The sequence below is a fragment of the Streptococcus sp. 5905 genome, from assembly GCF_013276505.1.
Taxonomy (GTDB): Bacteria; Bacillota; Bacilli; order Lactobacillales; family Streptococcaceae; genus Streptococcus.
Window position 1 is genome coordinate 280,173 of sequence record NZ_VMLC01000001.1, and the last position, 24,628, is coordinate 304,800.

16 protein-coding genes, 1 tRNA gene and 2 pseudogenes are annotated in these 24,628 nt (G+C 35.2%); 18 read left to right on the forward strand and 1 reads right to left on the reverse strand.

Annotated elements, in window-relative coordinates; translation table 11 throughout:
• Positions 1-58: 58 nt before the first annotated feature.
• The 17 genes and pseudogenes from vex2 to HT680_RS01400 all read left to right on the forward strand — a co-directional run bounded on the left by vex2 (position 59) and on the right by HT680_RS01400 (position 13,634).
• A complete protein-coding gene (gene vex2, locus HT680_RS01335) occupies positions 59-706 on the forward strand; it encodes an ABC transporter ATP-binding subunit Vex2 (protein WP_061417316.1) in 648 nt (215 codons plus the stop codon).
• 45 nt (positions 707-751) lie between these two features.
• A complete protein-coding gene (vex3, locus tag HT680_RS01340; protein ID WP_000903005.1) occupies positions 752-2,131 on the forward strand; it encodes an ABC transporter permease subunit Vex3 in 1,380 nt (459 codons plus the stop codon).
• A 142-nt stretch (positions 2,132-2,273) separates the two neighbouring features.
• Positions 2,274-2,930 (forward strand): response regulator transcription factor VncR, encoded by a 657-nt coding sequence (gene vncR, locus HT680_RS01345; protein ID WP_173257687.1) that lies wholly within the window; start codon positions 2,274-2,276, stop codon positions 2,928-2,930.
• A complete protein-coding gene (vncS, locus tag HT680_RS01350) occupies positions 2,927-4,255 on the forward strand; it encodes a sensor histidine kinase VncS (RefSeq protein ID WP_173257689.1) in 1,329 nt (442 codons plus the stop codon). Before vncR ends, vncS begins: the two co-directional genes overlap by 4 nt.
• Before the next feature lie 139 nt (positions 4,256-4,394).
• Positions 4,395-5,276 carry a class II fructose-bisphosphate aldolase gene (locus HT680_RS01355; RefSeq protein WP_001019005.1) on the forward strand — a complete coding sequence of 294 codons (882 nt, stop codon included), beginning with the start codon at positions 4,395-4,397 and terminating at the stop codon, positions 5,274-5,276.
• A gap of 899 nt (positions 5,277-6,175) precedes the next feature.
• Complete coding sequence (locus HT680_RS01360) at positions 6,176-6,481, forward strand: helix-turn-helix transcriptional regulator (RefSeq protein WP_084857093.1); 306 nt, start codon at positions 6,176-6,178, stop codon at positions 6,479-6,481.
• The gene (locus HT680_RS09220; RefSeq protein WP_275690348.1) at positions 6,474-6,605 is read left to right on the forward strand and encodes a hypothetical protein; all 132 of its coding nucleotides are present in this window, start codon (positions 6,474-6,476) and stop codon (positions 6,603-6,605) included. Before HT680_RS01360 ends, HT680_RS09220 begins: the two co-directional genes overlap by 8 nt.
• 434 nt (positions 6,606-7,039) lie before the next feature.
• Positions 7,040-7,663, forward strand: coding sequence for a hypothetical protein (locus tag HT680_RS01365; protein ID WP_173257691.1), 624 nt, complete (start codon positions 7,040-7,042; stop codon positions 7,661-7,663).
• Complete coding sequence (locus HT680_RS01370) at positions 7,656-8,234, forward strand: hypothetical protein (protein ID WP_173257693.1); 579 nt, start codon at positions 7,656-7,658, stop codon at positions 8,232-8,234. The genes HT680_RS01365 and HT680_RS01370 overlap by 8 nt, the downstream gene beginning before the upstream one ends.
• 9 nt (positions 8,235-8,243) lie before the next feature.
• On the forward strand, positions 8,244-9,674 hold the full coding sequence (locus HT680_RS01375) for a beta-carotene 15,15'-monooxygenase (RefSeq protein WP_173257695.1): 1,431 nt from the start codon (positions 8,244-8,246) through the stop codon (positions 9,672-9,674).
• 189 nt (positions 9,675-9,863) lie between these two features.
• Complete coding sequence (locus tag HT680_RS09075; protein WP_240146439.1) at positions 9,864-10,277, forward strand: hypothetical protein; 414 nt, start codon at positions 9,864-9,866, stop codon at positions 10,275-10,277.
• Between the two features lie 6 nt (positions 10,278-10,283).
• A pseudogene (locus HT680_RS09225) lies at positions 10,284-10,384 on the forward strand (N-acetylmuramoyl-L-alanine amidase family protein); the annotation flags it as partial.
• Positions 10,383-10,565, forward strand: coding sequence for a hypothetical protein (locus tag HT680_RS09085; RefSeq protein WP_240146440.1), 183 nt, complete (start codon positions 10,383-10,385; stop codon positions 10,563-10,565). The pseudogene HT680_RS09225 and the gene HT680_RS09085, both read left to right, overlap by 2 nt.
• Positions 10,566-10,860: 295 nt before the next feature.
• Positions 10,861-11,853, forward strand: a complete 993-nt coding sequence (locus HT680_RS01385; RefSeq protein WP_173257697.1) for an ATP-binding cassette domain-containing protein — start codon at positions 10,861-10,863, stop codon at positions 11,851-11,853.
• A gap of 1 nt (position 11,854) precedes the next feature.
• Entirely contained in the window at positions 11,855-12,673 is an 819-nt protein-coding gene (locus tag HT680_RS01390; protein ID WP_173257699.1) for an ABC-2 family transporter protein, read from the forward strand.
• A gap of 1 nt (position 12,674) precedes the next feature.
• Entirely contained in the window at positions 12,675-13,460 is a 786-nt protein-coding gene (locus HT680_RS01395; protein WP_173257701.1) for an ABC transporter permease, read from the forward strand.
• A gap of 101 nt (positions 13,461-13,561) precedes the next feature.
• Positions 13,562-13,634 (forward strand) — tRNA-Thr (locus tag HT680_RS01400).
• An 83-nt stretch (positions 13,635-13,717) separates the two neighbouring features.
• On the opposite strand, the pseudogene HT680_RS09270 reads toward HT680_RS01400, so the two are convergent.
• Positions 13,718-14,064, reverse strand: a pseudogene (locus HT680_RS09270) (tyrosine-type recombinase/integrase); the annotation flags it as partial.
• Positions 14,065-15,232: 1,168 nt separating this feature from the next.
• On the opposite strand from HT680_RS09270, the gene HT680_RS01410 reads away from it, so the two are divergent.
• Positions 15,233-23,719 (forward strand): leucine-rich repeat protein, encoded by an 8,487-nt coding sequence (locus HT680_RS01410; protein ID WP_173257703.1) that lies wholly within the window; start codon positions 15,233-15,235, stop codon positions 23,717-23,719.
• Positions 23,720-24,628 lie beyond the last annotated feature (909 nt).

Below are 24,628 nucleotides of genomic sequence, written 5' to 3' on the forward strand. Positions count from 1 at the left end.
CTGCAGCTAGCTTCCTAGTTTGCTCTTTGATTTTCATTGAGTATAAGAAGGAGAAATCATGACTTTATTACAATTGCAAGATGTTACCTACCGTTATAAGAACACTGCTGAGGCAGTTTTATATCAGATCAAGTATAATTTTGAACCCGGGAAATTTTATAGTATCATTGGTGAGTCAGGAGCAGGAAAATCCACTCTCTTGTCTCTGCTTGCTGGTCTAGATAGTCCTGTCGAAGGATCAATCCTCTTTGAAGGAAATGATATTCGCGAAAAAGGCTATTCTTACCATCGCATGCACCATATTTCTCTGGTCTTTCAAAATTATAATTTGATTGATTACCTTTCTCCACTGGAAAATATCCGCTTGGTCAACAAAAAGGCAAGCAAGGATACACTTCTAGAGCTTGGTTTGGATGAAAGTCAGATCAAGCGGAATGTTCTCCAGTTATCAGGTGGTCAACAACAACGTGTTGCCATCGCTCGCAGTTTGGTATCAGAAGCTCCAGTTATTCTAGCTGATGAGCCAACAGGAAATCTGGACCCTAAAACTGCTGGAGATATTATCGAACTGCTCAAATCACTTGCCGAGAAAACAGGTAAATGTGTCATCGTTGTTACGCACAGTAAAGAAGTGGCACAAGCGTCAGATATTACACTTGAATTGAAGGACAAGAAACTGACTGAAACTCGCAATACTACAAAATAAGATGAGCTTGTTTTGATAGAATTATTAAATCTAGAAAGGGAACCTATGTTACACAACGCATTTGCCTATGTTACAAGGAAGTTTTTCAAATCGATTGTTATCTTCCTGATTATTCTCCTCATGGCGAGCTTGAGTTTGGTCGGCTTGTCGATCAAGGGAGCTACTGCCAAGGCTTCTCAGGAGACCTTTAAAAATATCACCAATAGTTTCTCCATGCAAATCAATCGTCGCGTCAATCAAGGAACGCCACGTGGTTCTGGGAATATCAAGGGTGAGGATATCAAAAAAATCACCGAAAACAAAGCCATTGAGTCTTATGTTAAGCGTATCAACGCTATCGGAGATTTGACTGGATATGAACTCATCGAAACGCCAGAAACCAAGAAAAATCTCACTGCAGACCGTGCCAAACGGTTTGGCAGCAGTTTGATGATTACAGGTGTCAATGACTCCTCTAAAGAAGATAAGTTTGTCTCTGGCTCATATAAGCTGGTTGAAGGTGAGCACCTAACCAACGACGACAAGGACAAGATTCTCATGCACAAGGACTTGGCAGCTAAACACGGTTGGAAAGTCGGAGATAAGGTCAAACTAGACTCCAATATCTACGATGCAGACAATGAAAAAGGTGCCAAGGAAACAGTCGAAGTTACAATCAAGGGACTCTTTGATGGGCACAATAAGTCTGCAGTAACCTACTCACAAGAACTCTATGAAAACACAGCTATCACAGACATTCACACTGCTGCAAAACTTTATGGATACACAGAAGATACAGCTATTTATGGGGACGCAACCTTCTTTGTAACAGCAGACAAGAACTTGGATGACGTCATGAAAGAGTTGAATGGTATCAGTGGTATCAACTGGAAGAGCTACACACTTGTGAAGAGCTCCTCTAACTACCCAGCTCTTGAGCAATCCATTTCTGGTATGTACAAGATGGCCAACCTCCTCTTCTGGGGTAGCTTGAGCTTCTCAGTCCTTCTCCTTGCCCTCTTGCTCAGTCTTTGGATTAACGCTCGCCGCAAGGAAGTGGGAATCCTCCTCTCTATCGGTCTCAAGCAGGCAAGTATCTTGGGGCAATTTATCACCGAATCGATCCTGATTGCCATCCCTGCTCTCGTTTCTGCTTACTTCCTAGCCAACTACACAGCTCGTGCCATCGGAAATACTGTTCTTGCCAATGTCACTTCAGGTGTTGCCAAGCAAGCCAGCAAGGCTGCTCAAGCCTCTAATCTTGGTGGTGGTGCAGAAGTAGACGGCTTTAGCAAGACCTTGTCGAGCTTAGACATTTCCATTCAGACATCAGACTTTATCATCGTCTTTGTCCTTGCCTTGGTTCTGGTGGTTCTCGTTATGGCGCTTGCCTCAAGCAATCTCCTTAGAAAACAACCAAAAGAACTCTTGCTGGATAGCGAATAAAAAACTTGCTACCTATTCTCCCCTAAATGGGGTATAATATAGGTAGCGTTTTTATCTGCTTCGTCTTGATAAGGCTTCTTCCTATCAGGGGGAAACTGAGATAATTTAAAAGAAATTTAAAGGAATGTGAAACGTTTTTTCTATGAAAATTTTAATTGTAGAAGATGAAGAGATGATCCGTGAGGGGATTAGTGACTATTTGACGGATTGTGGTTATGAGACCATTGAATCAGCAGACGGACAAGAAGCCTTGGAGCAATTTTCCAGCTATGAAGTAGCCCTGGTTTTACTGGATATCCAGATGCCCAAGCTCAATGGTTTAGAAGTCCTAGCTGAGATTCGTAAGACCAGTCAGGTTCCTGTCTTGATGCTGACCGCCTTTCAGGATGAGGAATACAAGATGAGTGCTTTTGCTTCTCTGGCAGATGGCTATCTGGAAAAACCCTTTTCTCTCTCCCTTTTAAAAGTAAGGGTGGACGCGATTTTCAAGCGCTACTACGATACAGGACGAATCTTCTCCTATAAGGATACCAAGGTGGACTTTGAAAGCTATAGTGCAAGCTTAGCAGGAGAAGAAGTGGCCATTAATGCCAAGGAGTTGGAAATTCTGGGCTATCTGGTGAAAAATGAAGGCCGGGCCTTGACTCGTTCTCAGATTATCGATGCTGTCTGGAAGGCGACAGATGAGGTCCCCTTTGACCGTGTTATTGATGTCTATATCAAGGAACTGCGGAAAAAGCTAGACTTGGATTGCATCCTCACTGTGCGCAATGTTGGTTATAAATTGGAGCGAAAATGAAACGAACAGGTTTATTTACAAAGATTTTTATCTATACCTTCTCGATTTTTAGTGTTCTGGTTATTTGTCTTCATTTAGCCATTTATTTTCTCTTTCCCTCGACTTATCTGAGCCACCGTCAGGAAACCATTGGCCAGAAAGCGACAGCCATTGCCCAGTCCCTAGAAGGAAAGGATAGGCAAAGTATCGAGCAAGTATTAGACTTGTATTCCCAGACTAGTGATATCAAGGGGGCCGTCAAGGGAGAGATGACTGAGGACAAGTTAGAAGTCAAGGACAACCTTCCCTTGGACACGGACCGTCAAACTACTTCCCTCTTTATCGAGGAGCGTGAGGTGAAAACGCAAGATGGTGGGACTATGACTCTCCAGTTTCTGTCTTCCATGGATTTGCAAAAAGAAGCAGAGCAGATTAGTCTCCAATTTCTTCCCTATACCTTGTTGGCATCCTTTCTGATTTCCCTCTTGGTGGCCTACATTTATGCTCGGACCATTGTTGCCCCGATTTTGGAAATCAAGCGGGTGACCCGTCGGATGATGGACCTAGATGCTCAAGTGCGATTACGTGTGGATTCCAAGGATGAGATAGGTGATCTCAAGGAACAAATCAATAGCCTTTACCAGCATCTTTTGACAGTTATTGCGGACTTGCATGACAAGAATGAAGCTATTCTCCAGCTGGAAAAGATGAAGGTTGAGTTCCTACGAGGGGCTTCTCATGAACTGAAAACGCCACTGGCTAGTTTGAAAATCCTAATCGAAAATATGAAAGAAAACATTGGTCGTTATAAGGATAGAGACCACTATCTGGGAGTTGCCTTGGGGATTGTGGATGACCTCAGTCACCACGTTCTCCAGATATTGTCTCTTTCTTCTGTACAGGAATTGCGAGACGAGAAAGAAGAGGTTGACCTCCTTCAGATGACGCAAAGTCTGGTCAAGGATTATACTTTACTCGCCAAGGAGAAAGAACTTCAGATAGACATTATCCTAACTTATCAGCAGGCTTACATAAACCCATCTGTTATGAAACTGATATTATCGAATCTCATCAGCAATGCTATCAAGCACTCCACTCTAGGTGGCTTGGTTCGTATCGGCGAGAGAGAAGGAGAACTCTTTATCGAGAATAGCTGTAGTCCTGAAGAACAAGAGAAATTGGCCCAGTCTTTTTCTGAAAATGCTAGTCGCAAGGCCAAGGGTTCGGGGATGGGACTCTTTGTGGTCAAAAGTTTATTAGAACATGAGAAATTACCTTATCATTTTGAGATGCAAGATGATCGCTTGACCTTCTTCATACGTTATCCCAAAGTCACTCAGGGCTAAGGGTAAGAAAGGGGTTACATTGATTGGATTGGAAGAAATTCAATCTAAAGTATGGGAAAAACTAGCTTTTTTTATCAAAAAGTGATAAAATGAACAATGTAAATGGGATGTCCCAAAAAATATATAGGAGGCCTGACAAATGGCAATCGTTTCAGCAGAAAAATTTGTCCAAGCAGCTCGTGACAACGGTTATGCAGTTGGTGGATTTAACACAAACAACCTTGAGTGGACTCAAGCTATCTTGCGTGCAGCAGAAGCTAAAAAAGCTCCAGTTTTGATCCAAACTTCAATGGGTGCTGCTAAATACATGGGTGGTTACAAAGTTGCTCGCAACTTGATCGCTAACCTTGTTGAGTCAATGGGTATCACTGTACCAGTAGCTATCCACCTTGACCACGGTCACTACGAAGATGCACTTGAGTGTATTCAAGTTGGTTACACTTCAGTCATGTTTGACGGTTCACACCTTCCAGTTGAAGAAAACCTTGAAAAAGCTCGTAAAGTTGTAGAATTTGCTCACGCAAATGGTGTGTCAGTAGAAGCTGAAGTTGGAACTATCGGTGGTGAAGAAGACGGAATCATCGGTGATGGTGAATTGGCTCCAATCGAAGATGCTAAAGCAATGGTTGCAACTGGTATCGACTTCTTGGCAGCTGGTATCGGTAACATCCACGGTCCATACCCTGCAAACTGGAAAGGTCTTCACCTTGACCACTTGCAAAAATTGACTGAAGCTGTACCAGGATTCCCAATCGTATTGCACGGTGGTTCAGGTATCCCTGATGACCAAATCCAAGCAGCTATCAAACTTGGTGTTGCAAAAGTTAACGTTAACACTGAATGCCAAATCGCATTCGCTAACGCAACTCGTAAATTTGCTCGTGACTACGAAGCAAACGAAGCAGAATACGACAAGAAGAAACTCTTCGACCCACGTAAATTCTTGGCTGACGGTGTAAAAGCTATCCAAGCATCAGTTGAAGAACGTATCGACGTATTCGGTTCAGAAGGTAAAGCTTAATCTAGCTGAACAATACAAATCAGAAACCTGCCCATGAGGGTGGGTTTTTTGGTTGGGAAAAATAAAATAAATGATATAGATTTTGTATTATGCCTTTGATATAGTTAATTTAGCTTAGAGGTAAATATCATGTTTTTTTAATACATTTCCGTTTTTATTATGATGCACTATGTAGTTTTAAAACTTTATAAAGTTACTAGATAGCTAGTTTTAGTGTATTAGAATTATTGGGGTTGAGGTTAGAGATGAAAGATAATACCGTGAGTTTTTTTCAGTATTTTTTATTGCTTGAATAACAGTATTAAGCGAATGTCTTAATTCTCTATATATTTTTCTTAGACTCTGCTTATCAGTATCAAATAATACTGTTAAACGGTCAATACTGATATAAATTGCTTTGTCTAGATTTGATAAATTTGCTTCACTCTGGTACTTGCGTAAAGTTTGAATTTTGTATTGCACAATATACACCTCCTTTATTATTAAATTTGTTAGTTGCCTTTAGTCAGGACAAAATTTTGCTCGAGACTCATTATTCTGGCTCTAGCTCTTGGTGTATCTTTTTGCTGGCTGTTAGAATCGCCAGTTTATTGTCAAAGCTAGTAGAGCTGCAGCCATTGGGAGATTTCCCTCCGGGAACTCCCTCGTCTTTGTCTCCTAGCTTTGACAGTAATTAACGAAAACTTTATCATAAGCTAAACATTGATTATCATAGACTTTATATAACCATTTTGGTATAATTAATGTGATTTTATAATAAAGCTTCAAAATAGCTTAGTAGAGCTTTATTAGCTTGCAATTATACTATTAAGTACACGGCAATATATTACCATTTAGTTATAAATATAATACTATCCTTTTGGTTATAAGTCAATAAAAAAGTAAAGGAAAGCTTAAATATGCTAAAAGATAATTTGAAAAAAGAAAGGCTTAAAAATGGGTTAACTCAAGCTCAAGTTGCAGAAAGATTAGGGGTATCACAAGCTCAATATGCCAGGTGGGAAAATGGGGGAAGAAATCCTAAGTACGAAACAATCCAAAAACTAGCTGATATTTTTAATACCACAACGGAAGCATTAAATGGAAGATATGACGGAGTTGAAGTAATTGTGAGATTGCTTAGAGAATATGATTTGACAGATGAAGATAAAAACGAAATATATAATATGGTAGAGCAATACCTTAAGGAGAGAAAATATGAGTAGTGTTTATGATAAATATGTGCGTCCGGTTATAAATTTTTTAGTTCTCGCATTTGCTAAACTATTTGTTGATATTGTAGTCATCACAGCTACTGGTTGGGAATATACTAATTTAATTTTTTTTTGAGGCATTTTTTGCTTCTTGTTGTTTGTGTTTTAAATATATAAAACAAAGTAAAAAACAACAAGAAGAGGTAGGATTAAATACCCAATTTAATTTTTCATTTTTTAAAAATACTCATTATAAAATTTATAAATCACGATATATCAGGTTTTTAAAAGATAATAAACTCGTGTTGGTATTTTTATTTCTGTCTAATGGAAATTTGTTATCTATCGTTGAAAACGTAAATAAAGAATTTCTTCCTATGATTAGCAAAATAGAATTTAAGAATGAAAATTTACAAAATAATTTATTCGATTTTCTATTGTATGTGAACTATCATGAAGTTCTTGTTAACTTCTTGTTCAGTTGTTATTTTTGCCTGATTGTATGGATTTTTATTAACCAAATTGATTTTCAATTATTTGAAACAGAATCATTAAAAAAAGGGAGAGAGAATGACAAAAAGTCAATTAATTCGAGATATCGCTGGAAATAATATTAGTTTAGAAAATGCACTGTTAAGATTAAAAATAATTACATACTCACTAAATAATTTAAGTTTGCAAAAATGGATTGAAAATGAGTTAAGAGGATATAAGATAGATGATGAAATTCCTCAGTATAGGAAAGGTATTGCGTATAATATAAGATATTCAGGGATAAATGGAAATTTTACAGTTAAGTCAGTACCACTGTCAGAATCATTTTTTACAGATGAAATAAAAAAAATTTTAAGAGAACGGAAAATTACTAATGGTATAGGTACGATTGAACGTAATTTATCAATTAAAATGAGCTATGACCTAATTGAATTTGCCCCAATGGTTTATAGTGCAAGTAAAGGTGGTATTCAGTGTTATACATTAGAACAAGTAGTAAATAAAGCTAGTTTGGAGAATATCTTAAGTAATGTGAAAATAAAGTTGATAGACATATTGCTAGATTTAGAATCGACGTTTGGTGAACTAGACCAGTTAGATATTGATGTGAAATGTATTAGTAGTGAGGAACTACAAACAGTAAATGAAACATTGTTAGATAAAATTTATTATGATGGGAAAAGAGAAAACAATGAGTGAGTTCTTAAGTTACTTTTTGAATAATTCGACGTTATTAGGTGCATTTATTTCAATAATATCTTCATCTATTACTCTGCTTATACAAGCATATATTAAGAAGCATTTGATGGAACAAGGGGAAACCAATATTTACTATAAAACAGTTTACAATAAAATGACATCAAATCCTTGGGGGTTTTATAAAGAAAATGATGTACTATATTTTGATCTACCACTATGGATTGAAATTCATAATACAAAAGGAACTAGACAGATTGTGAGAAATCTAAATTTATCTTTATATTCGGCTGGAAAATTTGTTTCTAAAACAAAACAGTCAACGCATTCTGGGAGAACTGTTTTGGGAGATAATGGCTCATATTCATTCTTAGTTGATGCAGGAGAAATAAAAAGATATGACTTGGAATTCATTATAGAAGGGAAAGATATAGACTTTCATGACTTTGATGAAGTTAGATTATCTTATTTTGATACAAATGATAAGTATAAAGAATATAAAATATTTGAAATTAAAGATTCATGGAAACAGTCTAATTATAAAATAAGTGATGATTGGGAAAAGTTACAGTAGGAGAAGAATATGGATTTTGAAAAAAATAATTGGTTTCAAATAATAAGAAATAGAATATTAAGAATGAGTGATGGTAATATTTTAAAACAAGATTTAATATCGGGATTAATGATATTAACTATAATTGCCTATATGGGTGGTACTATAAATTTTCTTTGGGAAATATTTTTGGGAGATATTATTAAATTTTTTATTTCGAATATTCTTGTGCTAGCTAGAAATGCGGAATCTATTCTAAATTATTTTTTAGGTAAGTGCTCTTGGATTGTTATTGATGGATTTACTGATTTTAAATTTAAGAGTTTTTCAGATTTAGGGAATATTTTGGGAGAATTACTTGTCAGATTACTTATTTCTCTTATTCCACTTTGGATTTCTGGTAAGTTGTTTAATCGAGAAAGTTTTAGGAACCAGATTATTAGCAGTATTTTAATGATTATTTCTTCAGTAATTCTTTTCGGGGAATACAAATTTACAATATCTATTGGGGTGCTTATTATTGCAATCACATTAACACAATTTGGAAAGGGTAATATATATAGGTTTTTATGTAATTTACTTCTATATGTAAGACCATTCACAGTTTCGCAAGATAATGAACACTCAGACACAATCATGGATACGATAAAAAATTTTGTCCAGGTTTTTTCATGTTTTGTGATTCCCTTTATATTTTCTATCTTGTTTAACCTTCCATTTGCAATCTGTTTTTTATTAGTAATTGTTTTAATAATGAGATTCGGTATACAATTTCAAACAAACAATCCGCGTATAGAAACTCTAATTAAAGCTGTTGTCTACATTTTAGTTTTTGTCACCGTGTTGTATTCTAGTGAACAAATAAAGGATATGACAAGTGTTTTTACAGTATTATTTGCAATATACTTCGCAGTTGATAGATTGTTTAGTTTATACGATGAAATACTGACAGTAGTAAAAAAAGATGAAATTAATTATTATCTGTATTTTGATAATTCATTTGAACTTTTAGAGCAAAAATATTTACCAAATGAATTTTTAATTGGTACAATATCTGAAATAGATGAAATAAAATTACTTGGTCAATTGATAATAAGAACAGAACTTGGTATGAAAGATAGTTTTGAAAAATTATTACGTCTAATCGAAGAAAAAAGAGAAAGAGAATATGAAGATTATCGATTATTGATACTATCACTTGAATATAAAATGCAGAAAAAAGAAAATGAAAAACTTACAATAACAAATTTTATTGAAAACAATTTGAAAGATGTTATATTGTTTGACAACCAAAAGGTACTTCCCATTGAATTTTTAGTTCTCTACGGTGAGGGACTAAGAGTACAAAAGGAGTATGATTTAGCTATTCAATATTTAAAATTTTCAAAGTTTTATAGTTCGTATTATTATATAGAAAGCTATAATGAATGTATAAAAAATATAGATAAAGCACAAAATTAATTTTTTAAATATAAGAATCTTAATTTAGTTAAGTTCATGGTAGCTTTCTGGTAGTTAAAGAAACAAAAAAGACTATTTTTTTCTATGTTTACATAAAAAGAATGTTGATTTATCAGCATTCTTTTTTATTTCAAATGTATTCACAGAATTATTTATAGGGGGGCAAAATTGATATCCAAAGGAGGTAATTTGACCTCGATTAAATTTGATGCAATTGCTGGACCAATAGGAGCATTAGCGGGTGCGATTATAGGAGGAATTGCGGGAGGGATTGGAGTAAAAGCAATTGCGGATCAATTTATAGAAGACGATCGTGTGGAAATGTTTGCTCAATTAAAAGAAGAATTTATTGATCTTGTGATGGTAATTTCTTTATCTCAGGAAGAATTTAATAAAATTCAAGAAGCTGTGTTTAATGAACATTTAGAAGATTTATTAAAAAATATGTTCCAGAAAAAAGAGAACAGTCGAAATTTTGCTAAAGAATTTGTTGAGGAAAAAATTAAGTCTGTCATAAAAGATAGAAAGCGGGTCGAGTTGAAGGAAATTATTGAGGCTGTCCAAGTAATAAATGATGTTCAAGACTCATCGGAATCAGGATAGAATCAAAATAATGGTGCTTGGTACTATCTAAGTGATGATGGCGTCCTAGTAACTGGTTGGTTAAAATACAATGATGCCGGGTATTACTTGAAAGATAATGGAACTATGACGACAGGTTGGATTCAAGATTCAGGAAAATGGTATTCTTTAAAAGAAGACGGAACAATGGTAACTGGTTGGTATCAAATTGGCGAAAAATGGTATTATTCATATTCATCAGGAGAACTCGCAGTTAGCACTATCATAGACGGGTATAGAGTTAATGAAAATGGGGAATGTATTGATTAAATTGAATATTTGAGGTAAAATCACTTTTAATACAACCTGCCCTTTTGGCAGGTTTTTTGGTGTTTTAAAGAAATTATCAAACCAGAATTTTTGATTCAAAAATATTATTTTAAGAGAGAAATCTCTAATTTCATAATCTATAGGCAAACGCTTGCATTCTAGTTTTTATTGGACTATAATAGGTTGGTATAAAGCCTTCTGTAAGAATAACAATTAGAAAGTTTAGAAAGTAAGGACTTAGAATATTTGTAGTCAAAAATACAATGTTGCTATTCCTTGCAATAGGGAGATAGATATGGCAATGATAGAAGTGGAACATCTTCAGAAAAATTTTGTGAAGACAGTAAAGGAGCCAGGCTTGAAGGGGGCTTTGCGCTCCTTTATTCATCCCGAAAAGCAGACCTTTGAAGCAGTCAAGGATTTGACCTTTGAGGTGCCCAAGGGGCAGATTCTAGGCTTTATCGGCGCAAATGGAGCTGGGAAGTCGACAACCATCAAAATGCTGACAGGGATTTTGAAACCGACATCTGGTTTTTGTCGGATTAACGGCAAGATTCCGCAGGACAATCGCCAAGACTATGTCAAGGATATTGGGGTTGTCTTTGGACAACGCACCCAGCTATGGTGGGATTTGGCACTGCAAGAGACCTACACGGTTTTGCAAGAGATATACGATGTGCCGGACTCGCTCTTTCATAAGCGCATGGATTTTTTAAATGAAGTCTTGGATTTGAAGGAATTTATCAAGGACCCCGTGCGGACTCTTTCACTGGGGCAACGGATGCGGGCAGATATAGCTGCTTCCTTGCTCCACAATCCCAAGGTTCTCTTTTTAGATGAGCCGACCATTGGTTTGGATGTTTCGGTCAAGGACAACATTCGTCGCGCCATTACCCAGATCAATCAAGAGGAAGAAACAACCATCCTCTTGACCACTCACGACTTGAGTGATATTGAGCAACTCTGTGATCGGATTTTCATGATTGACAAGGGGCAGGAGATTTTTGATGGAACGGTTAGTCAGCTCAAGGAAACCTTTGGCAAGATGAAGACACTTTCCTTTGAACTGGTGCCAGGTCAAAGTCATCTCCTTTCTCACTATGAAGGCCTGCCTGATATGACCATTGATAGACAAGGAAATAGCCTTAATATTGAATTCGATAGTTCCCGCTACCAGTCGGCTGATATTATCAAGCAAACCCTGTCTGATTTTGAAATCCGTGATTTGAAGATGGTGGACACGGATATTGAGGATATTATCCGTCGCTTCTACCGAAAGGAGCTCTAAGATGGTCAAATTGTGGAGACGTTATAAACCCTTTATCAATGCAGGGATTCAGGAGTTGATTACCTATCGAGTCAACTTTATTCTCTATCGGATTGGCGATGTCATGGGGGCTTTTGTGGCTTTCTATCTCTGGAAGGCAGTCTTTGATTCCTCGCAGGAGTCTTTGATTCAGGGCTTCAGTATGGCAGATATCACTCTCTACATCATCATGAGTTTTGTGACCAATCTTTTGACTAGGTCTGATAGTTCCTTTATGATTGGGGAGGAGGTCAAGGATGGATCCATTATCATGCGCTTGTTGAGACCAGTGCATTTTGCGGCCTCTTATCTCTTCACCGAGCTTGGCTCCAAGTGGTTGATTTTTATCTCTGTTGGACTGCCATTTTTAAGTGTTATTGTCTTGATGAAAATCCTTTCTGGACAAGGTATTGTAGAAGTGCTGGGATCAACTGTCCTTTATCTCTTTAGCTTAACGCTGGCCTATCTGATTAACTTTTTCTTTAATATCTGCTTTGGATTTTCAGCCTTTGTGTTTAAAAATCTATGGGGTTCCAATCTACTTAAGACTTCCATAGTGGCCTTTATGTCTGGAAGTTTGATACCCTTGGCTTTCTTTCCCAAAGTGGTTTCAGATATTCTCTCCTTCTTGCCTTTTTCATCTTTGATCTACACTCCAGTCATGATCATTGTTGGGAAATACGATGCCAGTCAGATTCTTCAGGCGCTTTTGCTCCAGTTTTTCTGGCTCTTAGTGATGCTGGGCTTGTCTCAGTTGATTTGGAAGCGAGTCCAGTCATTCATCACCATTCAGGGAGGTTAGTATGAAAAAATATCAACGCATGCATCTGATTTTTATCAGACAATACATCAAGCAAATCATGGAATATAAGGTTGATTTTGTGGTTGGTGTGCTTGGAGTTTTTCTGACCCAAGGCTTGAACCTCTTGTTTCTCAACGTCATCTTTCAACACATCCCCTCGCTAGAAGGCTGGACCTTTCAAGAGATTGCCTTTATCTATGGATTTTCCTTGATTCCCAAGGGACTGGATCATCTCTTTTTTGACAATCTCTGGGCACTGGGGCAGCGCTTGGTGCGAAAGGGAGAGTTTGACAAATACCTGACTCGTCCTATCAATCCTCTCTTTCACATCCTAGTTGAGACCTTTCAGATTGATGCCTTGGGCGAACTTTTGGTCGGTGGCATTTTATTAGCGACAACGGTGTCTAGCATTGCTTGGACTCTTCCCAAATTCCTGCTTTTCCTAGTTTGTATTCCCTTTGCGACCTTGATTTATACTTCCTTGAAAATCGCGACTGCCAGCATCGCTTTTTGGACCAAGCAGTCAGGTGCTATGATTTACATTTTTTATATGTTTAATGACTTTGCTAAGTACCCGATTTCCATTTACAATTCAGCTCTTCGTTGGTTGATTAGCTTTATCGTGCCTTTTGCTTTTACGGCCTACTATCCTGCCAGCTATTTCTTGCAGGACAAGGATGTCTTCTTTAATATCGGTGGTTTGATTCTGATTTCTCTTGTCTTCTTTGTCATTTCTTTGAAACTATGGGATAAGGGCTTGGATGCCTACGAAAGTGCGGGTTCGTAAGAGGGAAGAAACTCAAAGCCTTGTCTCAAGACAAGCTTTTTCTAATGGAGATAAAAATTTCTTGACATCTACTCTCAGAGTGCTATACTAAAAGGGTAATCGCCGATTTAGCTCAGTTGGTAGAGCAACGCACTCGTAACGCGTAGGTCACAGGTTCAAGCCCTGCAATCGGCATCAAATAATGCAATTAAAAGCCTGCTGTGACGGGCTTTTTTTGATATTAAATTACTTTTTGTACCAAAATTTGTACCAAAAAATTATAAAAGTTTTCTAACCTTATCAAATTCATTTTTTATTTTCTTTTGTAATGTATGACCATATACTTCAACCAACATAGAAATATTTTTATGTCCCAAGTTTTTAGCAATCATTCCTAAATCAATTTGGTTATGCCATAGATAACTACCGTAAGTATGTCGTGCCCCTTTTGTGGTAATAATTGGTGAGATATCTAGTCTCTAATTAGAAACTTTCTTAGTTCCTTATTGACAGTGGCATTGTTTGGGATATCTTGTACATATCTATAATGTTGAAAAATGAAAGTGGTAATATTGATAATTCTAAGTTCATTATTCAGTCATACTCGCTCTTGTTTTAATATCTTCGGGCTATATTTTTTAAAGTACGTAAGTTTATACTTTCTCCTCATAAGGTAATTTCATGACGAAACACTCCAAAAGTTAAAATTATGTGTCTAATTTTGCTATGCGCTTCACTTATGGTTGCAGACTAATAGAAGTGATGAAAGTAATATTTATTATTCCTATAATCTAAAGTTTTCGGCAAATTCTTGATATTACCTAAAAATGGCACTTAATATAGTCGTATGTGACTAATGTTTCAGGCAATTATATTCTTAAAGACGAAATAAGCTACATAAGATGGATAATATCACGAAATGTGTTTTCTGAAAACATATTTTCACAGAATAGTTTATTATAGTTTGTAGGATTATGCTAAAATAATAAAGAGGTTTAAATTATAAGATTATTTTAGACAGAATAGTGTGATTTGGGAACACTTGATATAGAATTTAATAGCTCTAAGATTTTTCGAAATTTGATTGTTTCTATTTGTAATCAGTTCAAGATAGGAAGTAGCTATAGTCAAATGCTTCATAATCTTAATGAAAGAAAAATAAGACCAAGTATATTTCAATAGAACATGTTGTGATCGTCATTCTTCTATATTTGTATTGTTTAATTTGATCTAACCTCTTTTTCACTACTAGAGAAATCCCTTATTTTGCTTTAGTATTAACAGTGACTGTGAGAGGTCATGGTCATATTTTCAGCAAAAATTCTTTTATGGATAAATTTAGCTTGTATAAAAGAATCAGTAGTACCTCATTAAAGACCTCATATCTTTATGATGTAAAGTTTATGATAACATTAGGGGCTAGCTTTTCTGTTTGTTGAATCAATGTACTATTGATTTTATACAAGGTAATAAAATTTTTTTGTTGCCAACTTATGTAACTAAGTTTACGGACGTGATAAATATTTATTAGTATGTAGTAATTTTTACCAAGATTTTTGTGAATTTTACAACTATATTTTGCGGTTGTGTAAATGGGAATATAATTTCCTAAAACAATTACAGTAGAGATTCTTATCTCACAAATAATTTCAATCATATGCTCATATAGTACAGATTTGGCCGATTTTAAGAAGGAAGTATTCGGATAGATTTTACAAAGAAAAAATCTTTTTTGTAATAAAAATATTGTCAAAAAATTATAAATTTATTAATTCATTATAGGAGGAATATCAATGAAGGAAGTTTTAAAACTTAGAAAACGTCGGACGGGTCAATGGATAACTATTGCTGGTGCAGTGTTAGTTGGTACTAGCATGCTATTTGGAAATTCAGTTGTGTTTGCGGATGAGACTCCAACTCCTTCGACAGCTATTACAGAAAACAGTCCAATAGCTGAAATAGCAGAAACAGAGTTTAACGAAGGTGTGTTACCTTATTCTAGTGAGAACTCTTCTGATGCAAAAAGAGAAGTATCGTCGTTTGAGAAGGTTACAGATATTGAAAAAGGTCAAAAAAAATCGCCAGTATCTGAACATGAAATCCTAGTTACTGGTAAGTCATCAACATCAGAAAGCGTTACTGCTCAAATCGCTAATAAAAATGCCCCTGAAGATGTGTCTTTACCAGAGGTGGCGTCTGATAGAGCTTTAGAACGTTCAATTGGTGATGATAGAGCACCTGTTCTAACTGGTTCTGAAGACAGTAAGATAGGTGAAACAGTTGAGGAAGAAAATAGAAAGCGCTTAGATTATTTTAAAGAGTTAAATGCCAGTGGTGCCTCACGTATTGAAATTCCAGAAGGGATGACTGTCATTGATAATGATGCTTTTAAAAATAATACGAAACTAAAGGAAGTAATTTTACCTAGTACCTTAAAAAGAATAGGATCATCAGCTTTTGAAGGAACATCGCTTTCTAAAGTAGAATTACCTTCTGGATTAACTTATATCGGTGATAATGCTTTTGCTAATAACAAGGCGTTAACAGAAGTAGCCATACCTAAGTCTGTTATAAGCGCTTACGGAGCCTTTTCAGGAGATGAAAATCTTAAAAAAGTTAGTTTTGAGGAGGGCACTGTTGAAATTTCAGATGGTATTCTTAGTAATACCGGTTTAGAAGAGCTCAATTTACCCTCTAGTGTAAAAATAATTGGAAGATATGCTTTTGCTAATAACAAGGCGTTAACAAAAATTAATCTATCAGATGGAGTTACCACAATTAAAGAAGGAGCTTTTTCAGGAGATAGTAGGTTATCAGACATTCAGCTCCCTAAAAATTTGATGGAAATTTCGAATGACGTTTTTTCTGGCACAACAAGTCTTACTAATATTGATTTGCCAGAGAGTGTAACGCATATTGGTGCAGCAGCTTTTTATCAGTCAGGTTTGACATCTATTGTATTACCTAAACATCTGACTGAAATAGGAAGTAGAGCTTTTAGTGGAACCCATTTATCTGAAATTTATCTACCAGAAAAATTATACTATTTAGACGGATATGCATTTTCTGGAATTTCTACATTAAAAAAAGTTACTGTAACCTCTGATATTCATCAAAAATGGGAATATTGGGCTAGCCCCTTTGATTCCAGTCCGCTAACAACGGTTGTTATTGAGGAAGGGGTTACAAGATTACCTTCTATAATCTTTTATAATCAACAAGGACTTAGTAGTATCAATTTACCATCAACTTTGAAAGAAATTGGTGATTCTGCTTTTGAAAAGACAAGTCTGAAGACAGTTCTTTTACCATCAAGTGTAGAGAATCTTGGAGCTTTTGCATTTGCACATATTGAAACATTGACTTCGGCTACGATAGGTAGTAATTTAATTGAAGGTAAATATGCTTTTAGTGGGAGCAAAAATTTAGAGTCAATAAACTTTAAATCAGGTACTAGAAAAATTGTTGATGGATTGCTTGAAAATACAGGTATTACTAGCTTTGTTATACCAGAAGGAGTTGAAGAAATCGGATCTAATGCTTTTTCAAATAATAAACAATTATCAACAATTACCTTACCATCTACCCTTAAAACTATTGGAGAAGGAGCGTTTTCAAGTACTGGTCTAAAAGAGATTGTAATTCCTGCTTCGATGAAAAAAATTCCAAATGGTATTTTGCAAAATACTCAAATTGAAAGACTCGTTTTGTCAGAAGGTGTGGAAGAAATTGGTGATTATGCTTTTGAAAACAATCAACATTTAAAATCTGTTTTACTTCCAAGTACTCTAAAGAAAATTGGAATTGGATCTTTCCGTAATACAGGGCTAAAAGAAGTGGTCCTTCCTACTGGTTTAGAAGAGATAGGTGAAAAGGCATTTTCGTATAATAATTTATCTGAAGTAATTTTGCCTGCTCATTTAAAAAAATTAGGTGATGAAGCTTTCTCAAATAATCACTTAAAAGAAGTAGCTCTTCCAAGTCAATTAGAAGTTCTCGGGACTGCATTTATAAATAATTCTGAATTGAGCAAGATAACTTTTTCAGAAGGTTTGAAAGAGCTTAAGGGATACTCTGATGGGTATCAAAACCGAAGTGCATTTGATGGAACAGCTATCAAATCATTGGTCCTTCCTAAAAGTCTTGAGAAAATTGGAGATGCGACATTTTATAAAATGAGTATCCTAGATGATATTTCTATACCTGAAAATGTTACCAGTATAGGCCATTATGCATTTTACCAGACTGGTTTGACTTCTATTGATTTACCAGATAATCTCAAAACAATCGATCGTTATGCTTTTACTGGTACGAAACTAAAAAAAGTTATTCTTCCCAATAAAGTAGAAAGTATTGGAAGTGGTGCATTTAGTATTGAATCACTGGAGTCAGTGTATATTCCGAAATCCCTCAAAAGTGAAGGCAGTTACGTTATGACCTCTACAATTTATAGTCACTTTTGGGATGTTCCATATTACAGTAACAGTAGTATTTTCTCTGGAGCTAAAAATTTAAAAACAGTGACCTTTGAAGATGGGATTTCTGAAATTATTGGTGGTTTATTTAGAGAAACAGGTATAAAAACTCTTAGTTTACCAAGCAGTATTATAAAAATTGGAAAGGAAGCTTTTGCTTATTCTGATTTGGAAACAATTACCTTACCTCCATCATTATCTGAAATTAGAGAATTTGCTTTTGCGTACACAAAGCTTAAAGAGATTAAGATTCCAGACAGTGTTGAGAGGATTGGTTACGGAGCCTTTGCTTCTGCTGAAAATCTTACTAAAGTCACTTTACCTGCAAATTTGAAAGAAATTTCAAGCAAAATTTTCTATAAAACAAACATTTCTAAAATCACTATTCCTGAATCAGTCACAAGAATTGGCGGTATTGCTTTTGCTGATACTCCTTTGAAGAGTATTACATTACCAAGTAACTTAATAACAGTTGGACAAAACGCTTTTTCAGGCACACAACTGACAACAGTTACTCTGCCTTCTAAATTACAGACATTAAAAGAAGGAGCTTTTGGTGAAATCTCCACCCTAGTTTCTGTGAATATTCCATTGAGTCTTGAAAGTGGATATGAAGCTTTTTCAAATAGCAAGAAACTTGAAAAAGTGATTTTGGAAGATGGTCGTGAAACTATTCCATCGGGTCTTTTGAAAAACATTGGGATTAAAACGTTTACTCTTCCATCTACCATTAAAAAAATTGAATATTCAGCTTTTTCTCAGAATGAATATTTAACTGATATTGTATTAAACGATGGATTGGAATCTATTGGTGAGAGTGCATTTGCTTATTCTGGCTTGAAGCAAGTCAAACTACCTGATAGTTTGAATTATTTAGGTAGGCATGCTTTTGAGAATAATTATTCACTAACAGGCGTTATCCTATCTAAGCGATTGGAAACTATTTCTGAAAATGCTTTTGCTAACACTGGGTTGATTAATCTAGAAATTCCAAGTAATATCAAGGAAATTAATTCTGGCGCTTTTTATAATACTAATTTGTCTGTTCTAACCTTGTCGGAAGGGCTTCAACGAATTGACTCATCAGCTTTTGTTGGCAATCAGTTGAAGTTAATAGACTTACCAGCTTCTTTAAAATATTTAGGAAGTTCTGCGTTTGGGAATAGTAGCAAACTTAGAGTTGTAAAAATCAAGTCAAATATAAATATTGATAACTATTATAATTATAGCACTATCTCACCGTTTTCTTACGAAAATTACTATAATGATGAAATATCGAAAGAAAAGCCAGCGAGTATATTTGTTAGCTTTGAGGGTGATGTTAGTAAAGTATCGGACTATCTTTTTAAGGGTGTGACACCTGTAAAAACAGTGTCATTTAAAGATAATATTAATCTTACAGAAATAGGAAATCATGCTTTTGATGGAACAAGTCTGACGTTCTTAACTTTACCAGATACGGTTGAAAAACTAGGAGAGTTTGCCTTTGGAAATATTAAAACCTTAGACAGTGTTAATATTCCTAAAAAAATAATAACAGCAGATAGAGCCTTCGATGGTAGTAAGAGATTGAATGAACTGCGGAATAAATTTCAGGATATCCGCATACCAGACGGTATGTTTGAAAATACGGGTTTAACGACATTTATCGTACCTTCTGGAATTAAGGAAATTGGGAAATATGCTTTCTTAAATAATAAGCGTACAGATAAAAATGTTGAAACGTTTGGTTATGGAAACTCTCTAGAAGGGTTTAAAGATGTTATTTTACCTAATGGTTTAACTAAAATTGATTCACGTGCTTTTGAATCAACGGAGATAGAGTATCTTGATATTCCAGATACTGTCAGTGAAATCGGAGATGGAGCTTTTCGATTTAACTCTAATATTAAGAGTATCAAGCTACCATCTGAGTTGAAAGCTTTAAATGGTTATCTTTTTGAAGGTAACAAAAACATGAATCAACTTATTATCCCAGATAAGGTTGAAAGCATTGATACAAATGCCTTTGTTAATATGGAAGGCTTGGAAAATGTTTATATTCCTGCAAGTGTTACAAAAATTGGTGAGAAACTGATTGCAAACAAGGATAAGGTAACATTTCATGTTGTATCAGGTTCTTATGCTGAAACTTATTTAAAAGCCAATGGATTTAAGACAGTAGAAGCAGGAGATGAGTATAAACATTATAATGATAGTATAGTGACAAAAGCTATTTTACGAACTACATCTCAGAATTTAAAATTGTCAGGAAATCTCTCACTTCGTTTAGAATACGAATTAAATACTGCTGAGCGTAAGATTTCAGATGCTGAGATTATTATCACTTTACCTGATGATAAGGTAAGCTTTGATTCAAAAAATCCCATTTTTAAGGATGGTAGAATTTCAGGAACAAACAAAAATGTTTTAACATTGAAGGGGATAGAATTGTCAAAAGGAACTTTTGACTTTAATGTTAAAACGACAGTTGAAGAACTAGCTTATTTAGATATTGTTGCACAAGTTCGTTACAAGGAAAACGGTATTCAAAGAGCTGAGCTTCTAGGGCACGTTAATGAAGAAATCCCTTATTTGACAGTGAATGTTAATGATTATATTTCTTCTAATTCACTAACAGTTTTTGGAAGGACCAAGCCAAATACCAAAGTGAAATTCTATGTCAATCATGCGTATGAAAACATTCCAGAAACAACTTCTAAAGAGGATGGTAGTTATAGAATAGTATTGCCAATAAATGTTTCTCAATTCTCAAGTGACTACAATTCTTCAAATCCAATTTATTTAAAAGTTATCTCGGAAATTTCACCAGATAGTTACCTCTCTAAAGAAAAAACAATTTTTTATAGATCTTCCGCTCCACGTCTAAAATCATTCATTATGAAACATCATGGACAATCCTTCAATTTAGTTGATGGTAAGGCGAATAATAATGTAATTTTCCGACCTGGAGAAAAATTTGAGTTTGAACTTGAGTTGGAAAATGATAAAAATGTTTCTGGAGTTTCTATAAAAACATCACGAGATAATAAAGATGCGTTTGTATATTTAAGGAGAGAATCTAATTCTCATTTGTTTAAATATGAAGGTTTTTTTAAGGGAGCTGGTATTGGGGATGATTTCATTCCAAAAGATTTTGTCATCAAAGTTGAAACAGTGACCAACCGAGATAGTGATGGAGATGGTCTGATTGATTCGGACAAAGTTAAAGAGACGGACAAGTTTGTAATTAGTGAAGATAATCCTGTAATTGCTGATACAAATAATGATAATTGGGATGTATCGGATAGAGATTTGTTGATATTTTCGGGTTTGGCTTATCTATCTCCAAAAGGATTAGAAGAATTGTTGCCTAAAAATGGAGAAACGGGACTATCATATTTTAACTTTGATTCGTTGAACGGAGACAAAAAACCGAGCTATCAATTCTATGATTTAGATCTTACATATACGGATAAGAGACTATTCTCTAATTGGATATTTGTTAAACAACTGCAAAATGCTTTTAAGGAACCTGAGATAGCAGGAGATGATAAATTTGTTGGCGACTATCATTCCACAGTGTCATACTTTATTGATAAAAATAAAAAGAATATCATTGTTGCTTTTAGGGGAAGTGAAGAAGTAAATGAAGCCTTTCCGGGGAATAAACTTGTTCCTAATGCAAGAAATCCTCAAGAAAGAGCAGCAAAGTACCAGATTAGGAAAATCATTGAAGAAATCAAGTTAAATTATCCTCACTTTGAAAATATTTATATCACAGGCCACTCATTGGGAGGATATCAAGCAGCTAATGCTGGAGACTGGATTTTAGAGGATGATAACTTAGCTGATATTGAAGATAAATTACGAAGAGTTGTTAATTTTAATGGTCCAGGTTTTAATAATAGGCAAGATAGTCTTGATAGAGCGACAACGAAAGGCAAGATGTTTACACGTTATTTGGTTGATAAAATAGACTTTATCAATGGTGCTGCAACAATAGGGCAGATGCCAAATGATGTTAAAGTACCGTTCAAAAAAACTATTCATAATTCAGATGTTGAAGTACATAATTTAACATCATTCTTCTATACCTTAGATCGAGGTTATCGTTCTTCCAAATCACGTTTTATAGATAGGGGTAATCATTCTTCAATTACTGACCTTGTTGAAGTTAAAGACTATCTCTTAACTCTTCCAGAATCGCTAAACTACGTTATTGATCCATCTGGTACAGTTATCAATAGTGTAACAAGTAAAACTCTATCTGGTGTCCAAGTGACAGTTTACTTTAAGGATTCTGATGGCAAGGAAAAAGTCTGGAATGCTGATGACTATTCTCAACTTAACCCAGTTTTAACAAACGTGAATGGTGAGTATGCTTGGGATGTTCCTGAGGGCCTTTGGAAAGTCAAGGTTTCTAAAGAGGGATATGCCTCAGCAGAGTCTGCTTGGCTTCCTGTTGCGCCTGTTCAGACTGGTATTGACTTTAAATTAGTACCTAAGACCTATACCCTCGCTTTTAACTTAGGGGGTGGTAGTGTTACTCATGATTTGCCTTCTACATATCAAACTGATGTTGAAGTTTCTTTGGAAAGTCCAACTCGTAATGGCTATACTTTTGAAGGATGGTATGATAACCCACACTTTATAGGGGAAAAGATTGACAATACCCTCTTTAATTCAGTTGGAAATAAAACGCTATGGGCTAAGTGGGTGGAAGCCAAACAAGTTAAAACCCGCCAAGAAACTCGTGTCCTCACAACTGATAAAATTGAGTATCTTGATGATCCAAGTCTTGATACAGGTAAGATTCGAGAAGTTGCTGCCGTGAACGGACAAGTTGTGGTTGAGATCACTGAGATTTATGTTGATGGCAAATTGCAGTCAAGAACTGAGAAGGATGTTTTGCGAGTTGAACCACAAACTAAGAAGATTTATCGAGGTACTAAAGTGGTCGCTAAAGTTCCAGATGTTGCCCCGATTGAAAATGATAACCCAGAGGCTAATATTGAAATCAAAGTTCGCCAAGAAACTCGTGTCCTCACAACTGATAAAATTGAGTATCTTGATGATCCAAGTCTTGATACAGGTAAGATTCGAGAAGTTGTTGCTGTGAACGGACAAGTTGTGGTTGAGATCACTGAGATTTATGTTGATGGCAAATTGCAGTCAAGAACTGAGAAGGATGTTTTGCGAGTTGAACCACAATCTAAGAAGATTTATCGAGGTACTAAAGTGGTCGCTAAAGTTCCAGATGTTGCCCCAATTGAAAATGATAAACCCGAGGCTAATATTGAAATCAAAGTTCGCCAAGAAACTCGTGTCCTCACAACTGATAAAATTGAGTATCTTGATGATCCAAGTCTTGATACAGGTAAGATTCGAGAAGTTGCTGCCGTGAACGGACAAGTTGTGGTTGAGATCACTGAGATTTATGTTGATGGCAAATTGCAGTCAAGAACTGAGAAGGATGTTTTGCGAGTTGAACCACAATCTAAGAAGATTTATCGAGGTACTAAAGTTATAACAGATATCTCAAGTGTCATACCAGTTGAGGAGAAAAAAATTGAGAATAATTTTGAAACTACAAATCATCACGAAATTTCTATGTTGATAAAGAAGAAGTTAGAGACAATAGAAGTGAATCAATCATTTACAGATCCTCTCTCTCAAAAGCAGACGACGGTACTAGCTAAGGATTATTTACCAAAAACAAGTAGTCAATATGGGTACAGTTGGGAGTTGACAGGTATTATTGCTTTAGCAATGGCGAATCTAGGAATAAGTTTAAAGAAGAGAAAGGACAATATTCAAAACTAACCAAAACAAATTTCTCAAAGGTATTTCTATAAATTTTAGTTTAATGGTTAAATAATTAAATAATGAAGTATTGATTATGGTTATTTGGCATAGTTGTCAAATATAAGGTGTGATGAATAGCTAACACCTTAAAAGAACCAGGTTTGGAAAGCTCTGGAAAAAGCTGTCCCGATACTCGAAATATAAATCAAAACGAGGAATTAATTCTATTTTGGAAGTTTTTCCTCGTTTCTTTTTTCAAATTATAGTTGATTAGAGTCATACTTTGATTCATTTTGACTAAGAAGATGCTAGCGGTTACTTATAATTCAATATTGAAAGTCCTGAGGATATAGCATTCCCACAAGATCTAACTTCCCATTTTAATTTGTGTTCAAATACTCTATACCAGTTATAGTAGATTTACTTAGTACAAACTTTTTGATTGAAAAAGCTTTTGATACCTATTTCTATATCCCAAAGCAAAATATAATTTTGTTTGGCAAGCGGAGGAATATCCTGTTTTATATGGGCGTTCTCTTTTTATGGGTGACATATCAGTTTATTGAAAGAGTATTATTAGTACATCAATTGTATAGATTTGTAATTCCCTTGGTTTTAGCTAAAGTAATCTAAAATATATAAAGTGAAACTAGGCCTTACGAAGAAACCCTATTTGTACCAAATTGAATTTTATTTGTAATTTTATTTTGTTAAAATTCCTTTAAATTCATCAAGCTATTATTTAATTTGTTTTACTGAAATAACTAGAATTCTTGCAATCGGCATTTTGGGAAATGTAAAGAAAAGCAAAGGATATTCAAAGTGTTAGTTTAAAGGCAATCATCACAAGTTAGCTTTTTAAAATAGGTTAGTATTTTGAACTCTTTGACCAAAGTGTGACCAAAATTTGACCAAAAAAGTTAATGA

Excerpts from the sequence above, each read along its gene's own strand:
- vex2 (WP_061417316.1), top strand. The coding sequence starts at position 59 with ATGACTTTATTACAATTGCAAGATGTTACCTACCGTTATAAGAACACT.
- vex3 (WP_000903005.1), top strand. The coding sequence starts at position 752 with ATGTTACACAACGCATTTGCCTATGTTACAAGGAAGTTTTTCAAATCG.
- vncR (WP_173257687.1), top strand. The coding sequence starts at position 2,274 with ATGAAAATTTTAATTGTAGAAGATGAAGAGATGATCCGTGAGGGGATT.
- vncS (WP_173257689.1), top strand. The coding sequence starts at position 2,927 with ATGAAACGAACAGGTTTATTTACAAAGATTTTTATCTATACCTTCTCG.
- HT680_RS01355 (WP_001019005.1), top strand. The coding sequence starts at position 4,395 with ATGGCAATCGTTTCAGCAGAAAAATTTGTCCAAGCAGCTCGTGACAAC.
- HT680_RS01360 (WP_084857093.1), top strand. The coding sequence starts at position 6,176 with ATGCTAAAAGATAATTTGAAAAAAGAAAGGCTTAAAAATGGGTTAACT.
- HT680_RS09220 (WP_275690348.1), top strand. The coding sequence starts at position 6,474 with ATGAGTAGTGTTTATGATAAATATGTGCGTCCGGTTATAAATTTTTTA.
- HT680_RS01365 (WP_173257691.1), top strand. The coding sequence starts at position 7,040 with ATGACAAAAAGTCAATTAATTCGAGATATCGCTGGAAATAATATTAGT.
- HT680_RS01370 (WP_173257693.1), top strand. The coding sequence starts at position 7,656 with ATGAGTGAGTTCTTAAGTTACTTTTTGAATAATTCGACGTTATTAGGT.
- HT680_RS01375 (WP_173257695.1), top strand. The coding sequence starts at position 8,244 with ATGGATTTTGAAAAAAATAATTGGTTTCAAATAATAAGAAATAGAATA.
- HT680_RS09085 (WP_240146440.1), top strand. The coding sequence starts at position 10,383 with ATGACGACAGGTTGGATTCAAGATTCAGGAAAATGGTATTCTTTAAAA.
- HT680_RS01385 (WP_173257697.1), top strand. The coding sequence starts at position 10,861 with ATGGCAATGATAGAAGTGGAACATCTTCAGAAAAATTTTGTGAAGACA.
- HT680_RS01390 (WP_173257699.1), top strand. The coding sequence starts at position 11,855 with ATGGTCAAATTGTGGAGACGTTATAAACCCTTTATCAATGCAGGGATT.
- HT680_RS01395 (WP_173257701.1), top strand. The coding sequence starts at position 12,675 with ATGAAAAAATATCAACGCATGCATCTGATTTTTATCAGACAATACATC.
- HT680_RS01410 (WP_173257703.1), top strand. The coding sequence starts at position 15,233 with ATGAAGGAAGTTTTAAAACTTAGAAAACGTCGGACGGGTCAATGGATA.